Source organism: Amycolatopsis panacis (assembly GCF_003600245.1).
GTDB lineage: Bacteria > Actinomycetota > Actinomycetes > Mycobacteriales > Pseudonocardiaceae > Amycolatopsis > Amycolatopsis sulphurea.
In genome coordinates, this window is sequence record NZ_QZFV01000063.1 from 41,136 (window position 1) to 65,012 (window position 23,877).

At 69.7% G+C, this 23,877-nt stretch carries 21 protein-coding genes, 2 pseudogenes and 1 riboswitch; of the genes and pseudogenes, 18 read left to right on the forward strand and 5 right to left on the reverse strand.

Features of this window, described 5'->3' with window-relative positions; translation table 11 throughout:
- Window positions 1–61 precede the first annotated feature (61 nt).
- From D5S19_RS06205 to folK, 8 genes and pseudogenes are all read left to right on the forward strand, one after another.
- Window positions 62–865, forward strand: coding sequence for an ESX secretion-associated protein EspG (locus D5S19_RS06205; RefSeq protein WP_120022360.1), 804 nt, complete (start codon window positions 62–64; stop codon window positions 863–865).
- A 58-nt stretch (window positions 866–923) separates the two neighbouring features.
- Window positions 924–1,745, forward strand: a complete 822-nt coding sequence (locus tag D5S19_RS06210) for an ESX secretion-associated protein EspG (RefSeq protein ID WP_098512834.1) — start codon at window positions 924–926, stop codon at window positions 1,743–1,745.
- Window positions 1,746–1,935: 190 nt separating this feature from the next.
- Entirely contained in the window at window positions 1,936–4,329 is a 2,394-nt protein-coding gene (gene ftsH / locus D5S19_RS06215) for an ATP-dependent zinc metalloprotease FtsH (protein ID WP_120022361.1), read from the forward strand.
- Window positions 4,301–4,573: pseudogene (locus tag D5S19_RS06220) on the forward strand (GTP cyclohydrolase I); the annotation flags it as partial. The gene ftsH and the pseudogene D5S19_RS06220, both read left to right, overlap by 29 nt.
- A gap of 486 nt (window positions 4,574–5,059) precedes the next feature.
- A pseudogene (locus tag D5S19_RS06225) lies at window positions 5,060–5,356 on the forward strand (GTP cyclohydrolase I); the annotation flags it as partial.
- A complete protein-coding gene (folP, locus tag D5S19_RS06230) occupies window positions 5,353–6,189 on the forward strand; it encodes a dihydropteroate synthase (RefSeq protein ID WP_456061900.1) in 837 nt (278 codons plus the stop codon). The pseudogene D5S19_RS06225 and the gene folP, both read left to right, overlap by 4 nt.
- The gene (gene folB, locus D5S19_RS06235; protein WP_120022363.1) at window positions 6,182–6,541 is read left to right on the forward strand and encodes a dihydroneopterin aldolase; all 360 of its coding nucleotides are present in this window, start codon (window positions 6,182–6,184) and stop codon (window positions 6,539–6,541) included. Before folP ends, folB begins: the two co-directional genes overlap by 8 nt.
- Window positions 6,538–7,032, forward strand: a complete 495-nt coding sequence (gene folK, locus D5S19_RS06240; protein WP_120022364.1) for a 2-amino-4-hydroxy-6-hydroxymethyldihydropteridine diphosphokinase — start codon at window positions 6,538–6,540, stop codon at window positions 7,030–7,032. Before folB ends, folK begins: the two co-directional genes overlap by 4 nt.
- A 160-nt stretch (window positions 7,033–7,192) precedes the next feature.
- Here the strand turns inward: folK and D5S19_RS06245 are convergent, their stop codons facing one another.
- A complete protein-coding gene (locus D5S19_RS06245) occupies window positions 7,193–8,128 on the reverse strand; it encodes a helix-turn-helix domain-containing protein (protein ID WP_407641718.1) in 936 nt (311 codons plus the stop codon).
- 70 nt (window positions 8,129–8,198) lie between these two features.
- Between D5S19_RS06245 and D5S19_RS06250 the strand changes: the two genes are divergently transcribed.
- From D5S19_RS06250 to D5S19_RS06280, 7 genes are all read left to right on the forward strand, one after another.
- Window positions 8,199–8,648, forward strand: coding sequence for a DUF3180 domain-containing protein (locus tag D5S19_RS06250; RefSeq protein WP_120022366.1), 450 nt, complete (start codon window positions 8,199–8,201; stop codon window positions 8,646–8,648).
- Between the two features lie 69 nt (window positions 8,649–8,717).
- Complete coding sequence (locus D5S19_RS06255; protein WP_120022409.1) at window positions 8,718–11,015, forward strand: DUF6779 domain-containing protein; 2,298 nt, start codon at window positions 8,718–8,720, stop codon at window positions 11,013–11,015.
- A 106-nt stretch (window positions 11,016–11,121) separates the two neighbouring features.
- Window positions 11,122–12,228, forward strand: a complete 1,107-nt coding sequence (locus D5S19_RS06260) for a PrsW family intramembrane metalloprotease (RefSeq protein ID WP_120022410.1) — start codon at window positions 11,122–11,124, stop codon at window positions 12,226–12,228.
- 197 nt (window positions 12,229–12,425) lie between these two features.
- On the forward strand, window positions 12,426–13,379 hold the full coding sequence (locus D5S19_RS06265) for a Rossmann-like and DUF2520 domain-containing protein (protein WP_407641721.1): 954 nt from the start codon (window positions 12,426–12,428) through the stop codon (window positions 13,377–13,379).
- Window positions 13,376–14,284, forward strand: a complete 909-nt coding sequence (panC, locus tag D5S19_RS06270) for a pantoate--beta-alanine ligase (protein WP_120022368.1) — start codon at window positions 13,376–13,378, stop codon at window positions 14,282–14,284. Before D5S19_RS06265 ends, panC begins: the two co-directional genes overlap by 4 nt.
- Window positions 14,285–14,296: 12 nt before the next feature.
- Complete coding sequence (gene panD, locus D5S19_RS06275; RefSeq protein WP_120022369.1) at window positions 14,297–14,791, forward strand: aspartate 1-decarboxylase; 495 nt, start codon at window positions 14,297–14,299, stop codon at window positions 14,789–14,791.
- Window positions 14,792–14,840: 49 nt separating this feature from the next.
- Window positions 14,841–15,614: a type III pantothenate kinase gene (locus tag D5S19_RS06280; protein WP_120022370.1), complete on the forward strand. Its 774-nt coding sequence runs from the start codon at window positions 14,841–14,843 to the stop codon at window positions 15,612–15,614.
- On the opposite strand, the gene D5S19_RS06285 is transcribed toward D5S19_RS06280, so the two are convergent.
- The gene (locus D5S19_RS06285) at window positions 15,611–15,925 is read right to left on the reverse strand and encodes a DMT family transporter (RefSeq protein WP_120022371.1); all 315 of its coding nucleotides are present in this window, start codon (window positions 15,923–15,925) and stop codon (window positions 15,611–15,613) included. The two genes, D5S19_RS06280 and D5S19_RS06285, sit on opposite strands and share 4 nt — an antisense overlap.
- A gap of 32 nt (window positions 15,926–15,957) precedes the next feature.
- Window positions 15,958–16,019, reverse strand: a riboswitch (guanidine-III (ykkC-III) riboswitch).
- Between the two features lie 47 nt (window positions 16,020–16,066).
- Window positions 16,067–16,831 carry a class I SAM-dependent methyltransferase gene (locus tag D5S19_RS06290; protein ID WP_199730374.1) on the reverse strand — a complete coding sequence of 255 codons (765 nt, stop codon included), beginning with the start codon at window positions 16,829–16,831 and terminating at the stop codon, window positions 16,067–16,069.
- A gap of 84 nt (window positions 16,832–16,915) precedes the next feature.
- On the opposite strand from D5S19_RS06290, the gene lysS reads away from it, so the two are divergent.
- Together lysS and D5S19_RS06300 are read left to right on the forward strand one after the other, a co-directional pair.
- Window positions 16,916–18,424, forward strand: coding sequence for a lysine--tRNA ligase (gene lysS / locus D5S19_RS06295; protein WP_120022372.1), 1,509 nt, complete (start codon window positions 16,916–16,918; stop codon window positions 18,422–18,424).
- Window positions 18,425–18,576: 152 nt separating this feature from the next.
- Window positions 18,577–18,930 (forward strand): histone-like nucleoid-structuring protein Lsr2, encoded by a 354-nt coding sequence (locus tag D5S19_RS06300; protein WP_120022373.1) that lies wholly within the window; start codon window positions 18,577–18,579, stop codon window positions 18,928–18,930.
- Window positions 18,931–19,137: 207 nt separating this feature from the next.
- Here the strand turns inward: D5S19_RS06300 and D5S19_RS06305 are convergent, their stop codons facing one another.
- Window positions 19,138–19,551: a helix-turn-helix domain-containing protein gene (locus D5S19_RS06305; protein ID WP_199730375.1), complete on the reverse strand. Its 414-nt coding sequence runs from the start codon at window positions 19,549–19,551 to the stop codon at window positions 19,138–19,140.
- Window positions 19,552–19,756: 205 nt separating this feature from the next.
- Window positions 19,757–20,587 (reverse strand): (2Fe-2S)-binding protein, encoded by an 831-nt coding sequence (locus D5S19_RS06310; RefSeq protein ID WP_233573747.1) that lies wholly within the window; start codon window positions 20,585–20,587, stop codon window positions 19,757–19,759.
- A gap of 369 nt (window positions 20,588–20,956) precedes the next feature.
- On the opposite strand from D5S19_RS06310, the gene D5S19_RS06315 reads away from it, so the two are divergent.
- Entirely contained in the window at window positions 20,957–23,506 is a 2,550-nt protein-coding gene (locus D5S19_RS06315) for an ATP-dependent Clp protease ATP-binding subunit (protein ID WP_120022375.1), read from the forward strand.
- The last annotated feature ends 371 nt before the right edge of the window (window positions 23,507–23,877 follow it).

Below are 23,877 nucleotides of genomic sequence, written 5' to 3' on the forward strand. Positions count from 1 at the left end.
GACCGGATCCGGTCACGCGCCCGCGGTTGTCCGGGAACACTTCGGGATAGGGAGTTGGTCGATGCCGAACGCGGAGCTGCTCACGCCGTTGGAGGCGGACTTCCTGTGGGAGTCCGCCGCGGTGGGTGAGCTGCCTTATCCGCTGCGCATCCCCTCGCACGGCGCGACGATGGACGAGCGTGCGGCGCTGCGCCTCGGCACGCTCGGCGGGCTCGCCGAGCGCGGCGTGGCCGATCGCCACGGCCGTCCGGCGCCACACGTCGAGGACTACTTCGGCATGCTCGCCTCGCCCGACGCGAGCCTGGACACCGTGCAGCTGCTCGACCCGAACGGCGAGCCGCTGCTCGCGGTCGCCGCCCGGCTCGGGGACCAGGGCCTGTTCGCGGTGCAGGACCAGCGCGGGCTGCACCTGCAGCCGTGCCCGGCCGACGGGCTGGCCACCGCCGTGGTCTCGCTGCTGCCGGGCAGCCCGCGGGGCAGCGAGAAGTCCATCACCGTGCCGCTGGAGCAACTCGTCGGCGCGTCCGGGGTGGACTTCATGCAGCGCCGGGGCAACCAGGTCGACGCGACCGGCCGGGCGAGCGTGGACGAGGACCGCAAGGCACTCGCGCGGCTGCACACCCAGCAGCGGCTGCGGGGCGGCCAGATCGGCGCGAACGCCCGCAACCGGCTCGGCGGGCGCAGCCGCTCGCCGGTGCTCAGCTGGTTCGACACCGAGACCGGCCGGTACTTCACGCAGGCTACCCGCGGGCACGACGGCCGGGACTGGATCACCATCGCCCCGGCCGACGCCGCGACCCTGCGGCACCGGCTCGGCGAGATGCTCGCCGGCGCCGCCGACCAGGCGGGTGCCGCCGCGCTCTGACCGGAGTCCCAGCGTTACGCTGGGCCACGAACCGATTCTGGAGGGTGAGCAGCACCGGATGCACCAGGAGTTCTTCTCGCCGCTGGCGTTCGACTTCCTGTGGGAGTCGATGGAGCTGGGCGAGCTGCCGTATCCCCTGCGGATCCACTCGCACGGCGCCACCCAGGACGAACGGGTGTCCCTGCGGCATCGGGTGGACACCGAGCTGAAGGCCCGCGGCCTGCGGGACGCGCGCGGCCGGGCGGAACCGCGGCTGGAGGACTGGCTCACGCTGCTCGCCCGTGCCCCGGTCTCCCTCGACGGGCTGCACATCCCGCAGTTCGAGGCGCATCCGGTCGCGCTGCTCGCGGCCGGCGACGAGCGCACCGGCGTGGTCGCCATCCAGGACGCGGACGGCATCTGGCTGCGGGAGACGCCGTCCGACGGGCTGGTCTCGACCATCGTGGGCCTGTTGCCCGCGGGCAAGCGCGGTAGCGAGGCCTCGGTCACCCTGCCGCTGGACGAGGCACTGCACACCCGGCCGATCCGGGTGCCGGTGGCCGCGGGCGGGGGGCAGGAGCCGCAGGTGAAGGGCCGCCGGCCGAGACGTCAGTCACTCAGCGAGCGCGCCACCGTCGATCCGCGGGAGACCTACGGGCTCATCTCCGGCCAGCCACGGCTGCGCGGCGGTCAGCTCGCGGCGAACAGCCGATCGTCGCTCGGTGCCCGGCAGCGGTCCCGGGTACTGGGCTGGTTCGACACCTCGTCCGGGCGATATCTGAGCCTGTCGCGGGCCGGTTCGGACGGCCGGGAGTGGGTCACGGTCTCGCCCGCGGACCCGCAGACACTGCGCACCCGGCTGGGTGAGATGGTCTCTTCCGTGGCGGACAGCACCCGCTGACCTGCCCGCTCCGGGAACCCTCCCGCGGGATCGGCCGTTGACCTGCGAGAGGCTCACCAGGTTCCATCGCCCGGCCGGACGGTACCCTGGTGGGACGGGTGCCCGGCGGCGTGCCGGGTCGAGATCGTGATGGCGGGTATCACAGGAGCCGCCCAACCAGGGAGGGTCGAGGCCGCAAAGGCCGAGTCGTATGAACCGGAAGAGCGTGCTCAGGAACCCACTGCTGTGGATCGTCGCGGGGTTGCTGGCGTTGTTCGCGTACAACACGATCTTCGACAGCGATCGTGGCTACACGCAGGCTCCCATCTCGGTGGCGAACCAGCAGATCGCCCAGGGTCACGTCAAGGAAGCCAACCTCGAGGACAAGGAGCAGCAGCTCAAGCTGCTGCTCACGCAGAAGATCGACGTCGAGGGCACCCAGACCGACCAGATCATCGCGCAGTACCCGGCGGACGCCACCAGCTCCATCTACACCTCGCTCAACGATGCGAAGTTCGACGGCCAGCCGATCAAGTTCACCACCAAGGTGACCCAGCAGTCGCTGTTCACCCAGATCCTCATCTTCGCCATTCCGCTGGCGCTGGTGCTGGGCCTGCTGATGTGGATGATGAACAACGCCCAGGGCGGGGGCAACCGGGTCCTCAACTTCGGCAAGTCCAAGGCCAAGCAGCTGAACAAGGACATGCCGAAGACCACCTTCGGGGATGTCGCGGGCGCCGACGAGGCGGTCGAAGAGCTGTACGAGATCAAGGACTTCCTGCAGAATCCGGCGCGCTATCAGGCCCTCGGCGCGAAGATCCCGAAGGGCGTGTTGCTCTACGGGCCGCCGGGTACCGGTAAGACGCTGCTCGCGCGAGCCGTCGCCGGTGAGGCAGGGGTGCCGTTCTACACGATCTCCGGTTCCGACTTCGTCGAGATGTTCGTGGGCGTCGGCGCTTCCCGGGTGCGCGACCTGTTCGAGCAGGCCAAGCAGAACGCGCCGTGCATCATCTTCGTGGACGAGATCGACGCGGTCGGCCGCCAGCGCGGCGCCGGCCTCGGCGGCGGCCACGACGAGCGCGAGCAGACGCTGAACCAGCTGCTGGTCGAGATGGACGGCTTCGACGCGCGCGGCGGCATCATCCTGATCGCGGCCACCAACCGGCCGGACATCCTGGACCCGGCGCTGCTGCGCCCCGGCCGGTTCGACCGGCAGATCCCGGTCTCCGCGCCGGATCTGCTCGGCCGCAAGGCGATCCTCGAGGTACACGCGAAGGGCAAGCCGATCGCGCAGGGCACCGATCTGACCGGGCTGGCCAAGCGCACCGTGGGCATGTCCGGTGCGGACCTGGCCAACGTGCTGAACGAGGCCGCGCTGCTCACCGCCCGCGAGAACGGGCACGTGATCACCGACGCCGCGCTCGAGGAATCGGTCGACCGGGTGGTCGGCGGTCCGGCGCGCAAGAGCCGGATCATCTCCGAGAAGGAGAAGAAGATCACCGCCTACCACGAGGGCGGGCACGCGCTCGCCGCGTGGGCGATGCCGGACATCGAGCCGGTGTACAAGCTGACCATCCTGCCTCGTGGCCGCACCGGCGGGCATGCCCTGCTGGTCCCCGAGGACGACAAGCAGCTGATGACCCGGTCGGAGATGATCGGCAGGCTGGTGTTCGCGATGGGTGGCCGCACCGCCGAGGAGCTGGTGTTCCACGAGCCGACCACCGGTGCGTCCTCGGACATCGAGCAGGCCACGAAGATCGCCCGCGCGATGGTCACCGAGTACGGCATGAGCGCGCGGCTCGGCGCGGTCAAGTACGGCCAGGAGCAGGGCGACCCGTTCCTCGGCCGGTCCGCCGGACGGCAGGCCGACTACTCGCTCGAGGTGGCGCACGAGATCGACGAGGAGGTGCGCAAGCTCATCGAGACCGCGCACACCGAGGCGTGGCATGTGCTCAACACCTACCGCGACGTGCTGGACAACCTGGTCGTCGAGCTGCTGGACAAGGAAACCTTGCAGCGCAAGGACCTGGAGCGGATCTTCGAGACCGTCGAGAAGCGCCCGCACATCACCGTGTTCAACGAGTTCGGTGAGCGCACTCCGTCGGACAAGCCGCCGGTGAAGACCCCGGGTGAGCTGGCGATGGAGCGCGGGGAGCCGTGGCCCCCGCCGGAGAAGGAGAAGCCGGTGCTCCAGCCGGCCCCGACCCCGGTCGCCACCGCGCCCGGTGCCGGTGACCTGCCCGGTGGCCCGCCGTACCCGGCCCCGGACCCGAACGCCAACCCGTACGCCCCGCCGGCCAACGGCGGCCGGCCGAACGGCGGATCGAACGGTTCCGGCCGCTGGCCCCAGCCCTACGGCGGTCAGCCACCGGGCGGCCCGCCCGGTGGCTACCACCCGAATGGCCCGGGTGGTGCGCAGAGTGGCCCGCCGAACTACGGGGCGCCCCCCGGCTGGACCCCGGCGACATCGCCGGGTGGTCAGCAGCCGTGGCGTCCGGCCGAGGACCGTCCGCGTGAGCAGGGCTGGTTCGCCGACGGCGCGAACGGCCAGCAGCCGGACGAGGGGCAGCAGCGGCGTGACGGCGACGGAACCGACAAGCAATAACCACGGCGGCCGCCCGGTCCTCGACCAGGACCGGGCGGAGCGCGCCATCCGCGAGCTGCTGCTCGCCTGCGGTGAGGACCCGGATCGGGACGGTCTTCAGGACACCCCGGCCCGGGTCGCTCGCGCTTACCGGGAGATGTTCGCCGGTCTCTACGCCGATCCGGACGAGCTGCTGACCCGCACCTTCGATGAATCGCATGAGGAATTCGTGCTCGTCACCGCCATTCCGATGTACTCGACCTGCGTGCCGGCCGGGCAGACCGTGGAGGTGATCGCGGGGGCGAAACCGGCGGAAGACGTCGTGGTGGGGGATCGGCTCCGGACGCTGGCCGGCGAGCGGGTCGCGGAGACAACGGTCGCGGCGATCGGCTCGCAACGGACCAGCGCGCTGGTCGAGGTCACCACGTCGGCCGGCCGATTCCGGGTCACGCCGGACCATCCGCTCGCCACGCCGCAGGGCTGGCAGGAGGCGAAGGACATCGAGTGGACTGCGGTGCGGAAACCGGGCAGGCAGCTCGCGGTGGCCGGGGCGCGGTCCGCCGGGCCGGGGTCCGGCAGCTGGTTTCGCCGGCACGGGTTCGCCCAGGACGACTACGTGACCGACCTGAGTGAATCCGAGTACGTGGCAGTCCGTTCGGTGCGGCCGATCGGACCGGAACTGTCCACTGTGTACAGCTTTACCGGCGATCCGCATCCGGCCTTCCTGATTGACGGCCACTTGACGCACAACTGCGAGCACCATCTGCTTTCCTTTCACGGCGTGGCGCACATCGGCCACATCCCCAATTCCGAAGGCAAGGTCACCGGGTTGTCGAAGCCGGCGCGGCTGGTCGACCTCTACGCCAAGCGGCCGCGGGTGCAGGAGCGGCTCACCTCGCAGGTCGCGGATGCGCCGGAGCGCAAGCTGGGGCCGCGCGGGATTCGCAAGCCGGGTTCGCGGACCACCACGTCCGCGGTGCGCGGGCTGCTGCGTACGTCGGCCAGCTCGCGGGCAGAGGCGCTCAACCTGATCCGGAGCACCCGATGATCCCGCGTCCAGGCCGATGCGCGGTGATGGGCGTGCTCAACGTGACGCCGGATTCCTTCTCCGACGGTGGCCGTTACCTCGATCTGGACCAGGCGCTGGACCACGCGCGGGAAATGTGGGCGCGTGGCGCGGACCTGATCGACGTCGGGGGTGAGTCGACGCGGCCCGGTGCGTCCCGCGTCGATGCGGATGTCGAGGCTGCGCGGATACTTCCGGTGATCCGGCAGCTGGCTTCCGAGGGCATCGCGCTCTCGGTGGACACGACGCGGGCCACGGTCGCGGAGGCCGCGCTGGCGGCCGGTGCCAAGGTGATCAACGACGTCTCCGGTGGCCTTGCGGACCCGGATATGGCGCGGGTGGCTGCCGAGACGGGTGCCCCGTGGGTGCTCATGCACTGGCGCGGCCACAGCAGGGACATGACCTCGCTCGCCGAGTACACCGACGTCGTGGCCGAAGTGCGGGACGAGCTGCTGTCCCGTGTGGACGATGCGCTCGCCGCGGGAGTCGAGCAGAGTGCGATCGTGCTCGATCCCGGTCTCGGCTTCGCGAAGCGGCCGGAACACGACTGGGCCCTGCTGCATCAGCTGGATTCCTTGCTGTCACTGGGTTTTCCAGTGCTCGTCGGCGCTTCACGGAAACGCTTTCTCGGTCGGTTGCTGTCCGGAAAGGACGGTCACCCACGGCCGCCGGACGGACGCGAGGTGGCGACTGCCGCAGTGTCCACTTTGGCCGCCGCGGCCGGGGCCTGGGGCGTGCGGGTGCACGAGGTGGGCGCTTCACTCGACGCCGTGGCAGTGGCCGCGGCCTGGCAACGCGGGAGAGCCGATGGCTGACCGGATCACGCTCACCGGGCTACGGGTGTTCGGCCGCCACGGCGTGTTCGAGCACGAGAAGCGGGACGGGCAGGAGTTCGTCGTGGACGTCACCGCGTGGCTCGACCTCGGCCCGGCCGCCGCTTCGGACGATCTCACCGAGACCCTGCACTACGGCGAACTGGCCGAGCTGGCCGCCGGGATCGTCGCCGGGAAACCGTACGACCTGATCGAGAGCGTCGCGGGCAAGATCGCCGACGAGGTCCTCGCCGATCACCGGCTGCGCGCCGTGGAGGTCACCGTGCACAAACCGGCCGCCCCGATCCCTCTGACCTTCGACGACGTGGCGGTCACCATCCGGCGGGAACGATGAGCCGCGCCGTCCTCTCGCTGGGCTCGAACCTCGGCGACCGGCTCGCCTGCCTGCGCATCGCGATCGAGGCCGTCCGCCCGGCGCTGGTCGCCGTGTCCAGCGTCTACGAAACGAAACCATGGGGCGTGGAGGACCAGCCGGACTTCCTCAATGCGGTCTGCGTGGTCGAAGACCCGGCCCGCGACCACTGGGCGTGGTTGCGCGTCGCCCAGTCCGCCGAACAGTCCGCCGACCGGGTCCGCGAATTACGCTGGGGACCGCGAACGCTGGATGTCGACATAGTGACAGTGGACGGCGTCAGCTCGGCCGACCCGGAGCTGCTCCTGCCGCACCCCGGTACCCCGGACCGGGCCAGCGTCCTGATCCCCTGGCTGGAAATCGACCCGGACGCCGAACTGCCCGGCCACGGCCGGATCTCCGACCTGCTGGCCCGCCTTTCGCCTGCTGATCGCGAGGGTGTGGTCCGGCGGCCGGATCTGACCTTGATCTGACCGTGCCGCGCCGGTCTGGGTGATGGGGTCGTGGCCGTCGTGTGCCCGCTTTTGAGCGCTGGTCCGGATCCGGCCGGGCCGAGTGGCTCTCACTCGACCCGGCCAGGTTCGCTTCAGCGGCGCGTGGTTGTCCTCGCAGGCCAAGCCCTGAGAACCCCACTCACGCCCGCAACGCAGCCAGCAGGAACTGCAATTCCTCCTGGCTGCTCGGGATGGCCGGCCAGCCGTTGATGATCGCCAGTAGCTGCCAGTATCGCTCGGCTCGGGGATCGCCGCCGTCGGCGAAGGTGGCGGCCAATGTGTGGCGGAACCCCGGATCCTGCGGATTCTGGTCCCCACGGGCGGAGTCGGCCGCGACCTTCGTGGCCAGTGCGCGACCGACCGCGGAGTCCGGGGCATCACCGGCATCAAGGGCGGCACGAGCTTCAGTCATCCAGGTGAACCACTGCTCTCGCTGGGCCTGGCCGGGCTGCTCGTACTCACCGGCCGCGCGGGCGGCCGCCTGACGTTCGCTCAGGCGCCGGATCAGCGCGCGGAAGTCCGGATCCTGCACGAGTTCGGCGAACTCGATCCAGGCTTCCAGCTGCTGCGGGCTCGGATCGTCCGGCAGGGCGGGTCTGGCCGCGCGCATCCGGGCGTAGAACTCGGGGTCCACGTCCAGCCCCGCTTCCATTTCCGTCCAGAATTCCTCGACCAGCCGGTGCCGCTGTTCGTCGGACATCTGCGCGAGTCGGTTCATCAGTTTCACTTCCTCCAGCTCGGAATCACGTTTCACCACCGCCCGCAGGACCGCGCGGCGCAGCCGCAACCGCCGGATCTGCTCGTCCAGCGCCTCGACGTGGTGCACGGCGAGGTCGCGCACAGTCGTCTCCCGCGCGAGCGCGCGGGCCACGTCGGGCAGGCCGACGCCCAGTTCGCGCAGCGTCCGCACCAGCTCCAGCCGGGCGAGCGCGTGCACGTCGTAGAGCCGGTAACCGGCGCCGGAGCGCCGGGTCGGCGGGAGCAGGCCCTCGTCGGAGTAGAATCGGATGGTCTTCACCGGCAACCCGGTGCGCCGGGACAGCTCGCCGATGGTGAAGACCGGGGTGGCAGGCATGGCAGTCATGGTGAAGTCTCCAGTCGCTGGAGAGTCAAGACTGCCAGAGCGGGCTCGGTACGGTGGGCGTATGCACTTCACCCGGCCCCGGGACCTGGTGGTGGCCGCAATCGCCGGGTTCGCCGTGGTCTACCTGCTCTTTCAGTTCGACTACGGGAACCTGCCCCGGCTGCCGTTGCTGGCCGGGGTCACCTTCGCGGTACTGGCCGCGGCCGAGCTGGTGCTGTCCTTGTCGATCCGGTCGCGGATCCGGTCCGGCCGGGTGACCGGTGCGGTCGGGATCGCCCGCGCGGTGGCGCTGGCCAAGGCCTCGTCGCTGGCCGGCGCGTTCCTCGGCGGTGGCTGGCTGGCCGCGTTCGGTTACGTCTTCCCGCGCCGTGACGAACTCGCCGCCGCGGTCGCCGACAGTCGTTCGGCGGTGGTCGGAGTGGTGTCCTCGGCACTGCTTGTAGCTGCCGGTTTGTGGCTGGAACACTGCTGCCGGACCCCGCCGGAGAAACCGGAGCGACCGACCGGTTAACGATTCGATCCGCCCGCTCGAAGTACCGACTGGGTCTCATTAAGGTCACTGGAAGGTACGGTGTTCGGCATGACTGGCGTGGGTGACGACTCGCGCGGCCGCCGTTGGGGCAGGCCGTGGCTGATCGTCGGATTGCTCCTCGCCGTCGGAGCCACGCTCGCTATGGTGCTCAGCGACGACCTCCGGTTCCTCCGGCTGGGTATCGTCGCCGCGCTCTGGGCCGCGCTGATCGGCGCGTTCCTCGCCGTGCGGTACCGCAAGCACGCCGCACACAGCGAGGACGCGGTCTCCGAGGCGCAGGCGGTGTACGAACTCGAGCTGGAACGCGAGATCGCGGCCCGGCGGGAGTACGAGCTGGAGATCGAGGCCGAGACGCGCGAAGCCGCGCAGTCGCAGTCTCGGGACGAGCTGGAGGCACTGCGGGCCGAGGTGTCCGCGCTGCGCGAGAGCCTGCAGTCCCTGCTCGGTGGCGAGGTGCTGCTCGAACGCGTGGCGCTCACCGCGCAGGCGACCCGGATGCGCGCGCTGAACGACGAGCAGCGCCTGGTCACCACCGGCGCGGAGAGCGGCAACGGCAGCAAGAAGCCCGTCCAGCTGCTGGCCCCGCAACGGCCGGTGAGCGAGACGCCCGAACGGCAGACCGAGCTGATGGACCGGGTGCTGGACCCGGCCGGCGCGCAGCGGCGCCGTCCGCAGCCCGCCGCGAATCCGGGGGGCGGTCATCCGGTCGTGCACCGGACCGAGCAGCTCACCCGTCCGCAGCCCGACGAATTGGTCAGCAGCGGTGAGCCCGGTCCCGAATCAGCTGCCGCACGCGCGGTGAAGGAAGCCGAGCGTCGCGCCGAAGCCGCCCGCCGCACCGCCGAATCCCAGCCGACGCGCATGGTCGCCCCGGTGGCCAAGCCGGAACCGGCCGCGGAGCCGGCCCGGCAGGCTCCGCGCCTTGGCGTCCGCCCCGGCCCGCGCCGTCGCCCGGAGCCGTCCGAGCCGCACCCGGAACCCGGGGAACGGACCGAGATCTCTGCCCCTGCCCGTCGCCCCGCGCCGGGTCCTTGCGGTGACGCGGAAGCGGATCCGTCCGACGGCCGCAGGACGGTCGCATTGCGGGCTGAGGGCGAATCCGAGCCGCCCGGCCGCCGCCCGGCACCGGGTCGCTGGGCCGAGCCGGAACCGGTTGAAGCCCGTCCGGCCCCCGGTCAGTGGGCCGAGGACGAACCGGCCGCCGAGTCCACCGGCCGTGCCTCCCAGGGCCAGTGGACCGGCCACGACCAGGAACCGGCCGAGCCGAACAGCCGCCGTGCCCGCTGGGCCGGCGCCGAACAGCAGCCGACCGGCCGTCGCGCGGCCCCCGGCAGGCAGCCCGCCGGCGAGCAGGCGAACGGTCAGTCCGCGGCTCCGCGGCCGGAGGGCGATCGTGGCCCTCGTTGGGGCGACGAGCAGGACGAGCGTGCCCAGGCGGCCCGCCGGAGTGAAAGCGAACAGGCCGCCCCGGCAGCCGGTGGCCGCCAGGCGCCCACAGGCCAGTGGGCAGCGGACGAGCGTGCCCAGGCAGGTCCCGGCCGTGCCGCGGCCGGTCGTTGGACCGAGACTCCGGCCGCCGCCGTCCAGCCCGCTCCGGCGGCTTCATGGTCGGACGACGAGTCTGCCGGTCGCCGTGCGGCAGCGGCCCGCCGAGCCGAGGACGAATCCGATTCGGCTGCGGACGGCCGTCGTGCCCGCTGGGCCGGAGCTGCCGTTCGCCGCGAAGCGAGCCGTCGGGGCGCCGTGGCCGAGCAGCCTGCGGCGGCGCGGCCGGGCAGCGCCGAGTCACCGGCGGAGCCTGCCGTCAGCTGGAAACCCGTGCAGGACAACGCTTCCGAGCCATCAGCCGGGAAACCGGCCGCGGACTCGGCGGACCGGGTACCGTCGCGGCTGCAGCAGTTCCCGCAGCCCGATGCGTCCCCTGTGTCCCCATTGGCTGCGGAAACGCCGACCGGACGGCATGGTGCTCCGGCGGATGACGAACCTGCCAACTCGATCTTGCCGGAGTCCGTGCGCAGCAACGCCTCCTCCGGGACCGGCGGCCGCCGTCGCCGGTCGGAGGACGAACCGGTGGCCGCTTCGGGCGGCCGTCGCCGTCGTCCGGAGGGGGAGCCGCCGGGCTGGCAGAGCCAGCGGCACGTCGAGGCGGCAGGACGCCGGGCCGCACCGGAATCCGCGCACAGCCAGCATTCCGCGCCGGAGACAGACGAACCAGCGTCCGGTCGCCGCGCCGCGCCGCGGGCCGAAACGGGTTCGCACGCGTCCGGCCGTTCGGTCACCGAGCTGCTCGCGGCCAATGGCAAGGCGGAATCCACGCCCCGCCGCCGTCGCCGCGCGGAGGACTGAACGGATCCGCCCACCCGGCATCCGCCATCTCGTCTGCGTATGGTGACCGCTCGTGAACGGAACCCTGGCCATGAAGGGCTCGGCTCCCCGGTCCCGGCAGGTCACCGTGCTGCTGCCGGTGATCGGCCTGATCGTGGCCGCATTGTGCGGCCTGTTCCTGTTCGGCCTCGCCACCGCGCGGGTCGGCTGGCTCGCGGTGGCGATCGGCGTGCTCGCCGCGCTGGTCCCGGTCGGGATGGTGGTCGCCGGGTTCCTCTGGGTGGACCGCTGGGAGCCCGAGCCCGCGAAGCTGCTGTTGCTCGGTTTCGCCTGGGGCGCCTGCATTGCCACGATCGTCGCGCTGCTCATCAACAGCGGTGCGGAAGCGGTCGGTGATCTGCTCCTCGGCGGTGGCCGTGGGAGCAAGTTCAGCGCGCTGCTGTCCGCGCCGCTGGTGGAAGAAGCCGCGAAGGGCGCCTTCGTACTGTTGATCTTCTGGCGTCGCCGCGACGAATTCGACGGCGTGGTCGACGGAGTCGTCTACGCGGGCTTCGCCGCGGCCGGATTCGCGTTCACCGAGAACATCTACTACTTCGGCCGCGCGTTCGCCGACTACGGTTTCGGCAACGGCGCGCACTCCGGCGTCCTGGCCGCATTCATCCTGCGTGGCGTGCTCTCACCGTTCACGCATCCGCTGTTCACCGTGATGACCGGCATCGGCTTCGGCGTGGCCGCGCGTGCCACGCAACGGTGGGTACGGATCTGCGCGCCGCTGGCCGGTTATGTCGTCGGCGTTTGCTTGCATGCGTTGTGGAACAGCGCGGCCACGCTCGGTGGTTCCACTGCGTTTCTCACGGTGTATTTCCTGGTGATGGTGCCGCTGTTCATCGGGGTCGTCTACGTAATCGTGCTGCAGCGAAGACGGGAGCAGAAGATCGTCGCCGCCGCCCTGCCCCGGATGGCGGCGGCCCGCTGGATTTCGCCGTCGGAGATCCAGCTGCTGGCGAGCCTGTCCGGGCGGCGGGCTTGGCGACGGCAGGCCCGCCGCGAGTCCGGACGGGCCGCGGCGCGCGCGGTCGCGCAGTACCAGGCGAGCGTGAGCGAACTCGCCTTCCTCCGCCGTACCCGGCTGCGCACCGACGACGACCGTCGCCGTCAGGACGAGCTGCTGCACACGCTGCAGGCGGCTCGCGCGGATGCGGTGCGATTGGCCAACCGCGGCCACGCCCGGTGATCATCCACCCGCCAGGGGTAGCTCGGCGGTGTCAAAAACCTGATCCCACCGGGGTATCCCTGTCCCGTGGCCGACCGGCCCGGCTAGGGTACGGCCGCGCCGGAAGCCCCGGGTGAAGCTGGTCACCCGGGCGCCGCGAACCGGCTCGGTCCGGGCTACCCTCGCGCGGTCGTCTGGTACCCGCGCCGGAAGCGGGACTGGAACGAGCACTAGGAGTTTCGAGCCATGAGCGTCCACAGGCGCACGCCATGAACCGGCCTGCCCGTCTCGCGGTCGGGGTGGTCTCCGCCGGCCGGGTCGGCAGCGTCCTCGGCGCTGCGCTGGCCAGAGCCGGACACACCGTGGTGGCGGCCTCCGGGCTGTCCGCCGCCTCGCTGTCCCGTGCCGAACGGTTGTTGCCCGGCGTCCCGCTGCTGCCGCCCGACGAGGTCGTGCGCAGCGCTGATCTGGTCCTGCTGGCGCTGCCGGACGACGCGCTCCCCGGCATGGTGCGTGGCCTCGCCGCCACCGAGTCGGTGCGGCCGGGGCAGATCGTGGTGCACACTTCCGGCGCGTACGGCGTCGACGTACTGGCCCCGGCCGCCGAGGCGGGCGCGCTGCCGCTCGCGCTGCACCCGGTGCTCACCTTCACCGGCCGCGAAGAGGATCTGGAACGGCTGGCCACCGCGAGCATCGGCATCACGGCCGCGTCCGAGGACGAGGCGGCGTGGAATGTGGGCGAGGCACTCGCGGTGGAGATGGGCGCCGAACCGGTCCGTATCCCGGAATCCGCTCGCGCGCTTTACCACGCGGCGCTGGCGCACGGGGCGAACCACTTGATGACACTCGTGGCCGACTGCACGGAAGTCTTGCGGAAAGCGGGGATCGGGCAGGCCGAACGCCTTGTCGCACCGCTGTTGTCGGCGGCGTTGGACAATGTGCTGCGCCACGGCGACCGGGCGCTCACCGGACCGGTCACCCGCGGCGATCTCGGAACCGTGCGCAAGCATCTCGACGTGCTGGCCGCGCAGGCCCCGCAGACCGCTGCGGCATACCGGTCGCTGGCCCGCCGCACCGCCGAGCGCTCCCGTGACGCCGGACTGCTCGACGCGGCTGCCGCCGACGCATTGACCGATCTCCTTTCCGATCCCGCCGAAGGACAAACGCCGTGACCACACCGAAATTCCAGCGCGGCACGCTCAACACGTTCCAGCCGCCAGAGCACATCGCCCAGGTGAGCCGGGCGCTGCGCGCAGTCGGCCGCAAGGTCGCGTTGGTGCCCACCATGGGTGCGCTGCACGACGGTCACCGTGAGCTGCTGCGTCGTGCGAAGCGACTGCCGAACACGGTGGTGGCCGCGTCGATTTTCGTGAACCCGCTGCAATTCGGCGCCGGGGAGGACTTCGAGGCGTACCCGCGTCCGCTGGAGAAGGACCTGGAGTCGTTGTCCGAAGCGGGTGTCGAGCTGGCGTTCACGCCGAAGGCCTCGGATCTCTATGCCGAGAACGCGATCGTCACCCTCGACCCCGGGCCGCTCGGCGACGAGCTGGAAGGTGCGGTGCGGCCGGGGCACTTCAGCGGCGTGCTGACGGTCGTGGCGAAGCTGTTCAACCTGCTTCGCCCGGATTACGCGCTCTTCGGGGAAAAGGACTACCAGCAGCTGGTGCTGGTGAAGCGGATGGTGGCCGACCTGAACATCGACACCCGCGTGATCGGGGTGCCGACCGTTCGGGAGCGTGACGGGCTCGCGCTCTCCTCACGCAACGTCTACCTGACGCCGGAGCAACGGGAGGACGCCGTTGTTCTCTCGGCCGCGCTTTCCGCGGGCGCGCACGTCGGCCGGGAGGGGGCCGGCGCGGTGCTGGAGGTGGCGCGGCGGACACTCGCCGCCCGGCCACGGGTGGAAGTGGATTACCTGGAGTTGAGGGGAACCGACCTCGGGCCCGCGCCCGTCGACGGTGAGGCACGGCTGTTGGTCGCCGCCCGGGTGGGGAGCACCCGGCTGATCGACAACGTGGGAGTGCTGCTCGGAAAGGCTGTGGAGCATCCGAGCGTGGAACCGGACGCAGGGGAATAGGGAGAGTCCACGATGTATCGCACGATGCTGAAATCGAAGATCCACCGGGCCACGGTGACCCAGGCGGATCTGCACTACGTGGGTTCGGTCACCGTCGACGAGGACCTGATGGACGCCGCCGATCTGCTGGCGGGCGAACAGGTGTCCATTGTGGATGTCACGAACGGGGCCCGGCTGGAGACCTACGTGATCAAGGGCGAGCGCGGCAGCGGCGTGCTCGGCATCAACGGCGCCGCCGCGCACCTGGTGCACCCCGGTGACCTGGTGATCCTGATCTCCTACGGCCAGATGGACAACGCGGAGGCGCACACCTACGAGCCGCGCGTGGTGTTCGTGGACGGAGACAACCGGATCGTCGAGCGCGGGGTGGACCCGGCATACGCCCCGGAGGGTTCCGGGCTGCTCAGCGGCACCGTGGTGCTGCCGGAAGAGGACACGATCTCCTTCCCGGTGGCCGAAACCGCCGACGCGCGCCGGCTCGACGCCTTGCTGCACGCGGAAAACTGAACCCTCTCACCGGAGTGCGCACGCCTGCGCCGCAGTAAAGGAAGTCGCGTTGCTGCTCACTGTGGACGTCGGGAACACCAACATCGTGCTCGGTCTCCACGACGGGCCGGACCTCGTCGGTGACTGGCGCATGCGTACCGACGCGCGGATGACCGCGGATGAGCTGGCGCTGACCATGCGCGGCCTGCTGGGCCCGCACGCGGACGCGATCACCGGCATCAGCGCACTGTCCACAGTGCCCGCGGTACTGCGCGAGCTGCGGGTGATGCTCGGCCGCTACTACGCGCGGGTGCCGAAGATCGTGGTGGAACCGGGCGTGCGCACCGGCGTTCCGCTGCTGGTGGACAACCCGAAGGAGGTGGGCGCGGACCGGCTGGTGAACACGCTGGCCGCGCACCACCTGCACGCCACCGCCTGCGTGGTGGTCGACTTCGGCACGTCCACGAACGTCGACGCGATCTCCGCCCGCGGCGAGTTCCTCGGCGGCGCGTTCGCTCCTGGGATCGAGATCTCGGTGGACGCGCTGGCCGCCCGCGCCGCCGCGTTGCGCAAGGTGGAGCTGGTCCGGCCGCGGTCGGTGATCGGCAAGAACACCGTGGAGTGCCTGCAGTCCGGCATTCTTTTCGGCTTCGCCGGGCAGGTGGACGGTCTCGTCCGGCGCATCGTGCGCGAACTCGCGCACGACCCCGACGAGCCGGTCTCGGTGATCGCCACCGGCGGTCTGGCCCCCCTCGTGCTCGGCGAGTCGGAGACGATCACCGAACACGTACCGGACCTGACCCTGCTCGGCCTGCGGCTGGTGTACGAGCGCAACGTGCGCTAGTGCAGCAGTTTCAGCCCGACAACCCCCGCGACGATCAGCAGCAGGCAAGCGATCCGTCCGAACGTCATCGGATCGTTCAGCGCGAGGATGCCGTAAAGCGCGGTGCCCACCGCGCCGATGCCCACCCACACCGCGTACCCCGCGCCGATCGGGATCGCGCGCAGTGAGTACGCGAGCCCCGACATGCTGAGCAGCAACGCGACGCCGAACAGCACGCTGGGCCACAGCTTGCTGAAGCCCTTGGACGCGCCGAGCGCCGCGGCCCACACGGTTTCGAGGACTCCGGAAAAGACCAGGACGAGCCAAGCCATGATCGAACCCTTTCGCAGTGGCTGGTTGAGTCACTGCGCCGTCTTGTCCTGACCGGGTACGACGCGCTCGTCCGGGACGCCGGAGCGCCACCTCGAAGGTAGCACCGTCGGTACCCCGACACCGGTGAGCTTCGTCGCCGTTCAGCTCCGCCGGAGCCGGGCCACGATGGTGCGCAACGGATAGTCGAATTCGCCGCTCGCGGTTTCCGGCACGGCGTCCAAGTAGGCGCGAGCGCGGGCCAGCAGTTGAGCGCGGTCGGCCGGTTCGGCGACCAGCAACGCGGAGTGAGTGGACACTGTGGCCAGTAGCGAATCGGTGGTGCGCCGGTGGCTGTGCGGGAACTCCGACTTTTCGAACGGCTCGAACCCGGCGGCGTTCAGGTGCTGTTCGCCGTCGGTCACGCCACGGTTCACGCCGGCGTGCAACAGCCGGGAGAACTCGTTCGCCCAGGCCACCGATTCGTCCTGGTGGTTCCAGAGCGCCGCCAGCACGCCGCCGGGGCGCAGCACGCGGTGTATTTCGGCGAACGCGGCGGGCAAGTCGAACCAGTGCAGGGCCTGCCCGACGAACACCGCGTCCACCGAGCCGTCCGGCAGCGGGATGTCCTCGGCCCGGCCGAGCCGTGCCGGTACGTCCGGCAACAGCCGCGTCAGCTCGGCGAGCATTTCCGCATCGGGTTCGACCGCCGTCACCGTGCGGCCGGTCGCGACCAGCCCGGCGGTGAGCTTTCCGGTACCCGCGGCGAGATCGAGCACGTCGCGTACCTGGTGGCCGGCGCCCGCCATCCCCCATTCGAGGGCGGTGCGCGGGTAATCGGGGCGGTGTTCGGCGTATGCCGCGGCCTGGCCCCCGAACGACGAGGCGCGGCGGGCGTGCAGTTCCGCATCGGCAGTGGGATCGGTCACGTAGTCCGACTCTAATACCGCCGGTGCCCCGATAAGGGGAATCCGGTGGAACCGGTTCACCAGCGAGTTCGTACCCTGTGGGCCATGACCGAATTCCCCGCGTCCGACGCGCTGCCCGATGACGACCTGCCCGAACAGCTGCGGGTGCGCCGGGACAAGCGCGACCGGATCATCGCGGCGGGTGCCGATCCTTACCCGGTCGAGGTTCCCCGGACGCACAGCCTCGCCGAGATCCGGGCCGCGCATTCCGGACTGGCCCCGGACACCGCGACCGGCGTGACGGCCGGGGTCACCGGGCGAGTGATGTTTCTCCGCAATACGGGCAAACTCTGTTTCGCCACTCTTCGTGAGGGTGACGGTACCGAACTGCAGGCTATGCTCAGTCTCGCCAAGGTCGGGGCGGAGGCACTCGCCGCGTGGAAGTCCGATGTCGATCTCGGCGACCACGTATTCGTGCAAGGCGAGGTGATCACCTCCAAGCGCGGTGAGCTTTCGGTGATGGCCGAGAAGTGGCAGCTCACCTCGAAGTCACTGCGACCGCTGCCGGTGGCTTTCAAGGAGCTGGCCGAAGAGACCCGGATTCGCCAGCGTTATGTCGATTTGATCATGCGCCCGCGGGCTCGCGACGTGGTGCGTACTCGTGCCGGAGTCGTGCGTTCCCTGCGTGAGTCGTTCCACCGGCGCGGCTTCACCGAGGTGGAGACGCCGATGCTGCAAACGCTGCACGGCGGCGCCTCGGCCCGGCCGTTCGTGACCCGGTCGAATGCCTTCGACCTCGAACTCTACCTGCGTATCGCGCCGGAGCTCTATCTCAAGCGCTGCGTGGTCGGCGGGATCGAGAAGGTCTTCGAGATCAACCGCAACTTCCGCAACGAGGGCAGCGACTCCTCGCACTCGCCGGAGTTCGCGATGCTCGAGTACTACGAGGCGTACGCCACTTATGACACGAATGCCGTGATGACCCGTGAACTCATCCAGGAGGCCGCGGAGAACGTGCTCGGTGCGCAGGTGGTCACACTCGCGGACGGAACGGAGTACGACCTTTCCGGCGAATGGACGACACTGGGTATGTACGAGTCGTTGTCCGCGGCACTGGGCGAGGAAGTCACCCCGGAGACGTCGGCCGCACAACTGCACAAGACCGCCGCCGCCCGGCAGATCGAGGTGGACCCGGCACTCGGCCACGGCAAACTGGTCGAAGAACTCTGGGAACACCTCGTCGGGGATGATCTTCGGACTCCGACATTTGTCCGTGATTTTCCGCTGGAGACCTCTCCGCTCACCCGGCAGCACCGCAGCCGGGCGGGGGTGGCCGAGAAGTGGGACCTCTACGTGCGCGGTTTCGAACTCGCCACCGGATACTCCGAACTGGTGGATCCGGTGGTGGAACGGCAGCGGCTCACCGAACAAGCCCGGCTCGCCGCCTCGGGGGATAGTGAGGCCATGCGGCTGGACGAGGATTTCTTGCGGGCGCTGGAGTACGGAATGCCGCCGAGCGGCGGAGTCGGAATGGGGATCGACCGGCTGCTCATGGCGCTGACCGGGCTCGGTATCCGGGAGACGATCCTCTTCCCGCTCGTCCGGCCGGAATAACCGGTCCCCGGCCGCGACGTGACGGAGATTATCCGCATTGCGGATTTGCACTTGCGGGACCGAGCGGGTATTAATACAGGAGACAAAGACTTCTGTCCCCGGGGCTTGCCCCGTACCCCAGATCATTCGCGTAAGCCCGCAGGAGGAAACAGATGGCACAGAAGGTGCTGGTCTCCCTGGTCGACGACCTCGACGGGAGTGAGGCCGAAGAGACCGTCGAGTTCGGTTTGGACGGTGTGAGCTACCAGATCGATCTCTCCTCGGAAAACGCCGAGGAGTTGCGCGACGCCCTCGCTCAGTATGTGGAACACGCGCGCCGTGCGGGTGGCCGCAAGCGCGCGCCGCTGCGCCCGGTGACCGGTGGCAAGGTCGCCGCTCGCCCGGCCGCGGTGGACCGCGAGCAGAACCAGGCCATTCGCGCCTGGGCCCGCAAGAACGGTTTCCAGGTTTCCGACCGCGGGCGCATCCCGTCCGAGGTCGTGGAGGCTTACCACAAGAAGAACTGAGTGCTCCGGCGAAACCGGTGCGCCGCCCGTCTTGGCGGGCGTCCGCGGATTCGCCTCGGGAGAACCGGCAGGACAGTGGCGGCCATCGGGAGAATTCCCGGTGGTCGTTTCACTTGCCGGCAGCGGCCGGTGCGCGGATCGGGTGAACGCGGTCGGCGAGCATCCGGTCGCGGCGTGAAAATCACGGGTGAAGTGCGGTTGATCGCTCTAACCCGGCCGGGCGGCCAGTCCGGCGTAATCCGGCGTCCGCTCGGCGGCCGGCCCTCGGGCCGCTTCGTGCAGCCGGTAAATCCGGATGGTCCACTTCGGTGTGCTGCCGACATGTTCGGCGAACAGCCTCCGCAACGCTCGCACGGACCCTCCGGTGGCCGCCGCGAGGTGCGCCACCCGGGTGATTTCCGGGTCGGCCGAGATTGTTTCCGCTGCTTCCGCCGCGGCCCGGACGGCGAGCGGAAACGTTCGTTCGCCTGCAATCAGCAACTTGTCGAGTGCAGTGATCTTTTCTTCGTCGGCGCTCGCATTCTGCACTCCGGTGGCAGTCGTGGCCGCCCGGGTGCCGAGGCCGGACGCCGCTGTCGCGCCGGGGAAGCCCGGACGAGCTGGGCAGCACCTGTTGTTCATGCGGTTCGGCCAGATCCCAGCGCAGCAGCCCGGTACTCGACCAATTCGCGCAGTTCCTCCGCGGGCGGATGCCGGAGGAGCGTGAACTTGGTGCGGCTGAGCGCTCGATGGGCGTTCACGGCGAAGTGGTCCAGGTACCCGAGACTGCGTCGCTGTTGGACCGTGCACTGGGGGCTTCCGGGCGCGACCCGTCATCCGATGCGGTTCAGCGCTGACAGATGCGCGGGCACTCTTCGCATTCCGCCTCACCGGGGAGGAGGTAGGAGAAGCAGCAGCTCTCCCGCTGCCGTCGCCAAATGCGATGGCCTTCGTCGTCGACTGTGGCCCGTAGCTTGGACGCTGACGTAAACGGCCGGTAGCGCGCGTCAAGCACCAACGCCGCGTCGGCGACTCCGGCGCCTTCGGCTTCCGGCGTGCCACCTTGTCGGCCGGCCCACCACAGGGAGTTGTCGAGCGCGTCAGTGGCCGCAGCCCACATCATCCGCCGTCCAAGCCGCGTACTCGGTGCGTACGCGCGAACGAAGCGCGATGCATGCGTTGTGAACTGCGCGCGCAGCATTGCGGCCAACGCACGCTCGTCCCGAACAACGGTGGCTTCCGGCCGGGCGGAACCGGGGTCGGTCGGCAGGCAGTAGAAGGCTTTGCCGAGCACTGCGATACCTACCGGGTGCGGACGGTCTTCGCCAAGGCTGAACGCCAGCCGCTCCGGCTTGAGCGAGGGCACGCGCCGCTCGTGATGAAGCAGGAGAGCGCCGACGTAGGCGGGGACGTGGAGGTACCACGACATCACGTAGCTGGCTGCTGTCCGCTCGGGTGCGGCATCGTGCGCTTCGGCGAGCCAGGCGGCCAGCCGTGCTCGCCAGTCGGCGAAGAGCGTTGGCTGCTCCAGCAAGTCTCCGCAACGAAGCCAGCCGGATGGGACGTCGGTACGCAGCTCACCACGCTCCTGGCGGCGGCCTGCGCGCAACAGCGAGGACGCGAGGTCGTCGCCGACATCGCGGACGTCGCCGCCGGTGCGGGACCGCTGGGGGTTCACCCGATCCACCCGTCCTCTCGGCATCGTGATTAGGCCTGCCTAACCTAAACGACTGGGCAAAATTGCGCCAATCGGGTGCCCATTGCCGGACGACCGGGTGGTCGCCGCCGTGTTCGCGCTGAGCGGACAGGGGTACCCGATCGGAATCCCGGCGCGGTCCCGTACGTTCGAACTGGCGTAAAGGTGCAGCGCAACCGGCTGACCAGAGATGCCCGCACGGGGCGCCGGCCGGGAGCGAGCGGGCCACCGGGAGCCGTAGTGGTACGCATCCGCGACCACATGGCCACTAGAGTGGTCTCACGGTGCTGTCTCTCCGTGGGTGATCCACGGGGGTTACGGGCCGCCGACGCAGCAGTCGAGGGAGTGCGCATGTTTGAGAGGTTCACCGACCGCGCGAGGCGGGTGGTCGTCCTGGCCCAGGAAGAAGCCAGGATGCTCAACCACAACTACATCGGCACCGAGCACATCCTCCTGGGTCTGATCCACGAGGGTGAGGGTGTCGCCGCCAAGGCGCTGGAGTCGCTGGGCATCGCCCTCGAGGGCGTGCGCCAGCAGGTCGAAGAGATCATCGGCCAGGGCCAGCAGGCACCGAGCGGGCACATCCCGTTCACGCCGCGGGCGAAGAAGGTGCTGGAGCTGTCGCTGCGCGAGGCGCTGCAGCTCGGCCACAACTACATCGGCACGGAGCACATCCTGCTCGGCCTGATCCGCGAGGGCGAGGGCGTGGCCGCCCAGGTGCTCGTGAAGCTGGGCGCCGACCTCAACCGGGTCCGCCAGCAGGTCCTGCAGCTGCTGTCCGGCTACCAGACCGGCGAGAAATCCACCGAGAGCGGCTCCGGCCGCGGTGAGGGCACCCCGTCCTCCTCGCTGGTGCTCGACCAGTTCGGCCGCAACATGACCGTGCTCGCCCGCGAGGGCAAGCTCGACCCGGTCATCGGGCGCGGCAAGGAGATCGAGCGGGTCATGCAGGTGCTGTCCCGCCGGACCAAGAACAACCCGGTGCTCATCGGCGAGCCAGGCGTCGGCAAGACCGCAGTCGTCGAGGGCCTCGCACAGAGCATCGTCAAGGGCGAGGTGCCCGAGACGCTCAAGGACAAGCAGCTCTACACGCTGGACCTGGGCTCCCTGGTGGCCGGCTCGCGTTACCGCGGTGACTTCGAAGAGCGCTTGAAGAAGGTGCTCAAGGAGATCAAGACCCGCGGCGACATCATCCTGTTCATCGACGAGCTGCACACGCTCGTCGGCGCGGGTGCCGCCGAGGGCGCGATCGACGCGGCGTCGATCCTGAAGCCGATGCTGGCCCGCGGTGAGCTGCAGACGATCGGTGCGACCACGCTCGAGGAGTACCGCAAGTACATCGAGAAGGACGCCGCGCTGGAGCGCCGCTTCCAGCCGATCCAGGTCGGCGAGCCCTCGCTCGAGCACACCATCGAGATCCTGAAGGGCCTGCGCGACCGGTACGAGGCGCACCACCGCGTCTCGATCACCGACTCCGCGCTGGTCGCGGCCGCGACGCTGGCCGACCGCTACATCAACGACCGGTTCCTGCCGGACAAGGCGATCGACCTGATCGACGAGGCCGGCGCCCGGATGCGCATCCGCCGCATGACCGCCCCGCCGGACCTGCGCGAGTTCGACGAGAAGATCGCCGACGTGCGCCGGGACAAGGAGTCCGCGATCGACGCGCAGGACTTCGAGCGGGCCGCCCGCCTGCGGGACGAGGAGAAGACGCTCCTCGGCCAGAAGGGCGAGCGGGAGAAGCAGTGGAAGGACGGCGACCTCGACGTCGTCGCCGAGGTGGACGACGAGCAGATCGCGGAGGTGCTGGCCAACTGGACCGGCATCCCGGTGTTCAAGCTCACCGAGGAGGAGACCACCCGGCTGCTGCGCATGGAGGACGAACTCCACAAGCGCATCATCGGCCAGGAGGACGCGGTCAAGGCGGTTTCCCAGGCGATCCGCCGTACCCGCGCCGGTCTGAAGGACCCGAAGCGCCCGTCCGGCTCGTTCATCTTCGCCGGCCCGTCCGGGGTCGGTAAGACCGAGCTGTCCAAGGCGCTGGCGAGCTTCCTGTTCGGCGAGGACGATGCGCTCATCCAGATCGACATGGGTGAGTTCCACGATCGGTACACCGCGTCGCGGCTGTTCGGTGCCCCTCCGGGCTACGTCGGCTACGAAGAGGGCGGGCAGCTGACCGAGAAGGTGCGGCGCAAGCCGTTCTCGGTGGTGCTGTTCGATGAGATCGAGAAGGCGCACCAGGAGATCTACAACACCCTCCTGCAGGTGCTGGAAGACGGCCGCCTCACCGACGGCCAGGGTCGCACGGTCGACTTCAAGAACACGGTGCTGATCTTCACCTCGAACCTGGGCACCTCGGACATCTCCAAGTCCGTGAGCCTCGGCTTCTCCTCCGGAGCGGATTCGACCAACCGCTACGAGAAGATGAAGCAGAAGGTCAACGAGGAGATGAAGAAGCATTTCCGGCCGGAGTTCCTGAACCGGATCGACGACATCATCGTCTTCCACCAGCTCACCCAGGAACAGATCATCGAGATGGTCGACCTGATGATCGGCCGGGTGGAGACGCAGCTCAAGGCCAAGGACATGGAAATCGAGCTGACCGAGAAGGCCAAGGCACTGCTGGCCAAGCGCGGCTTCGACCCGGTCCTCGGCGCCCGCCCGCTGCGCCGCACCATCCAGCGCGAGATCGAAGACCAGCTGTCGGAGAAGATCCTCTTCGGCGAGGTCGAAGCAGGCCAGATCATCCTGGTCGACGTCGAAGGCTGGACCGGCAACCCCGAAGACCGCGACGACGAGGCCACCTTCACCTTCCGTGGTGAAAAGCGCCCCTCCTCGGTCCCGGACGCCCCGCCGGTCAGCATCGGAGCCGCCGAGAACAGCGAATCCGAGAACGACTGACCTGAACCGCGAAAGGGCGGCACCCAGGGCGGGTGCCGCCCTTTCGCGTGTCCGGCCTTCTGCGAGTCTGGGGCTGCCCCGCCCGGCTGCCTGCTGCGCTGTGGCTCTTGCTGCACTGTGGCTGCTTGCTGCGCTGTGGTCGGCTGCTGCTGGCCCTCGCTCTATACCCCGTGGCTGACTACCCTTTCGATGCTTCCATTTGGTCGTAACGATCGCGGCGCCGTTGTTCGTGTGTCTGCGACTCCTCCTTTGCGCCAACAGGGTGCAGCGAACAGAGCGTCTTCTGACTCCTCTCGCCTACTCCTGCAAAGTTCTCAGCCATCTGTGGCCGCCCGATCGTTTCGGTGGAAAGCAGGTTGCCGTGCCCGGGT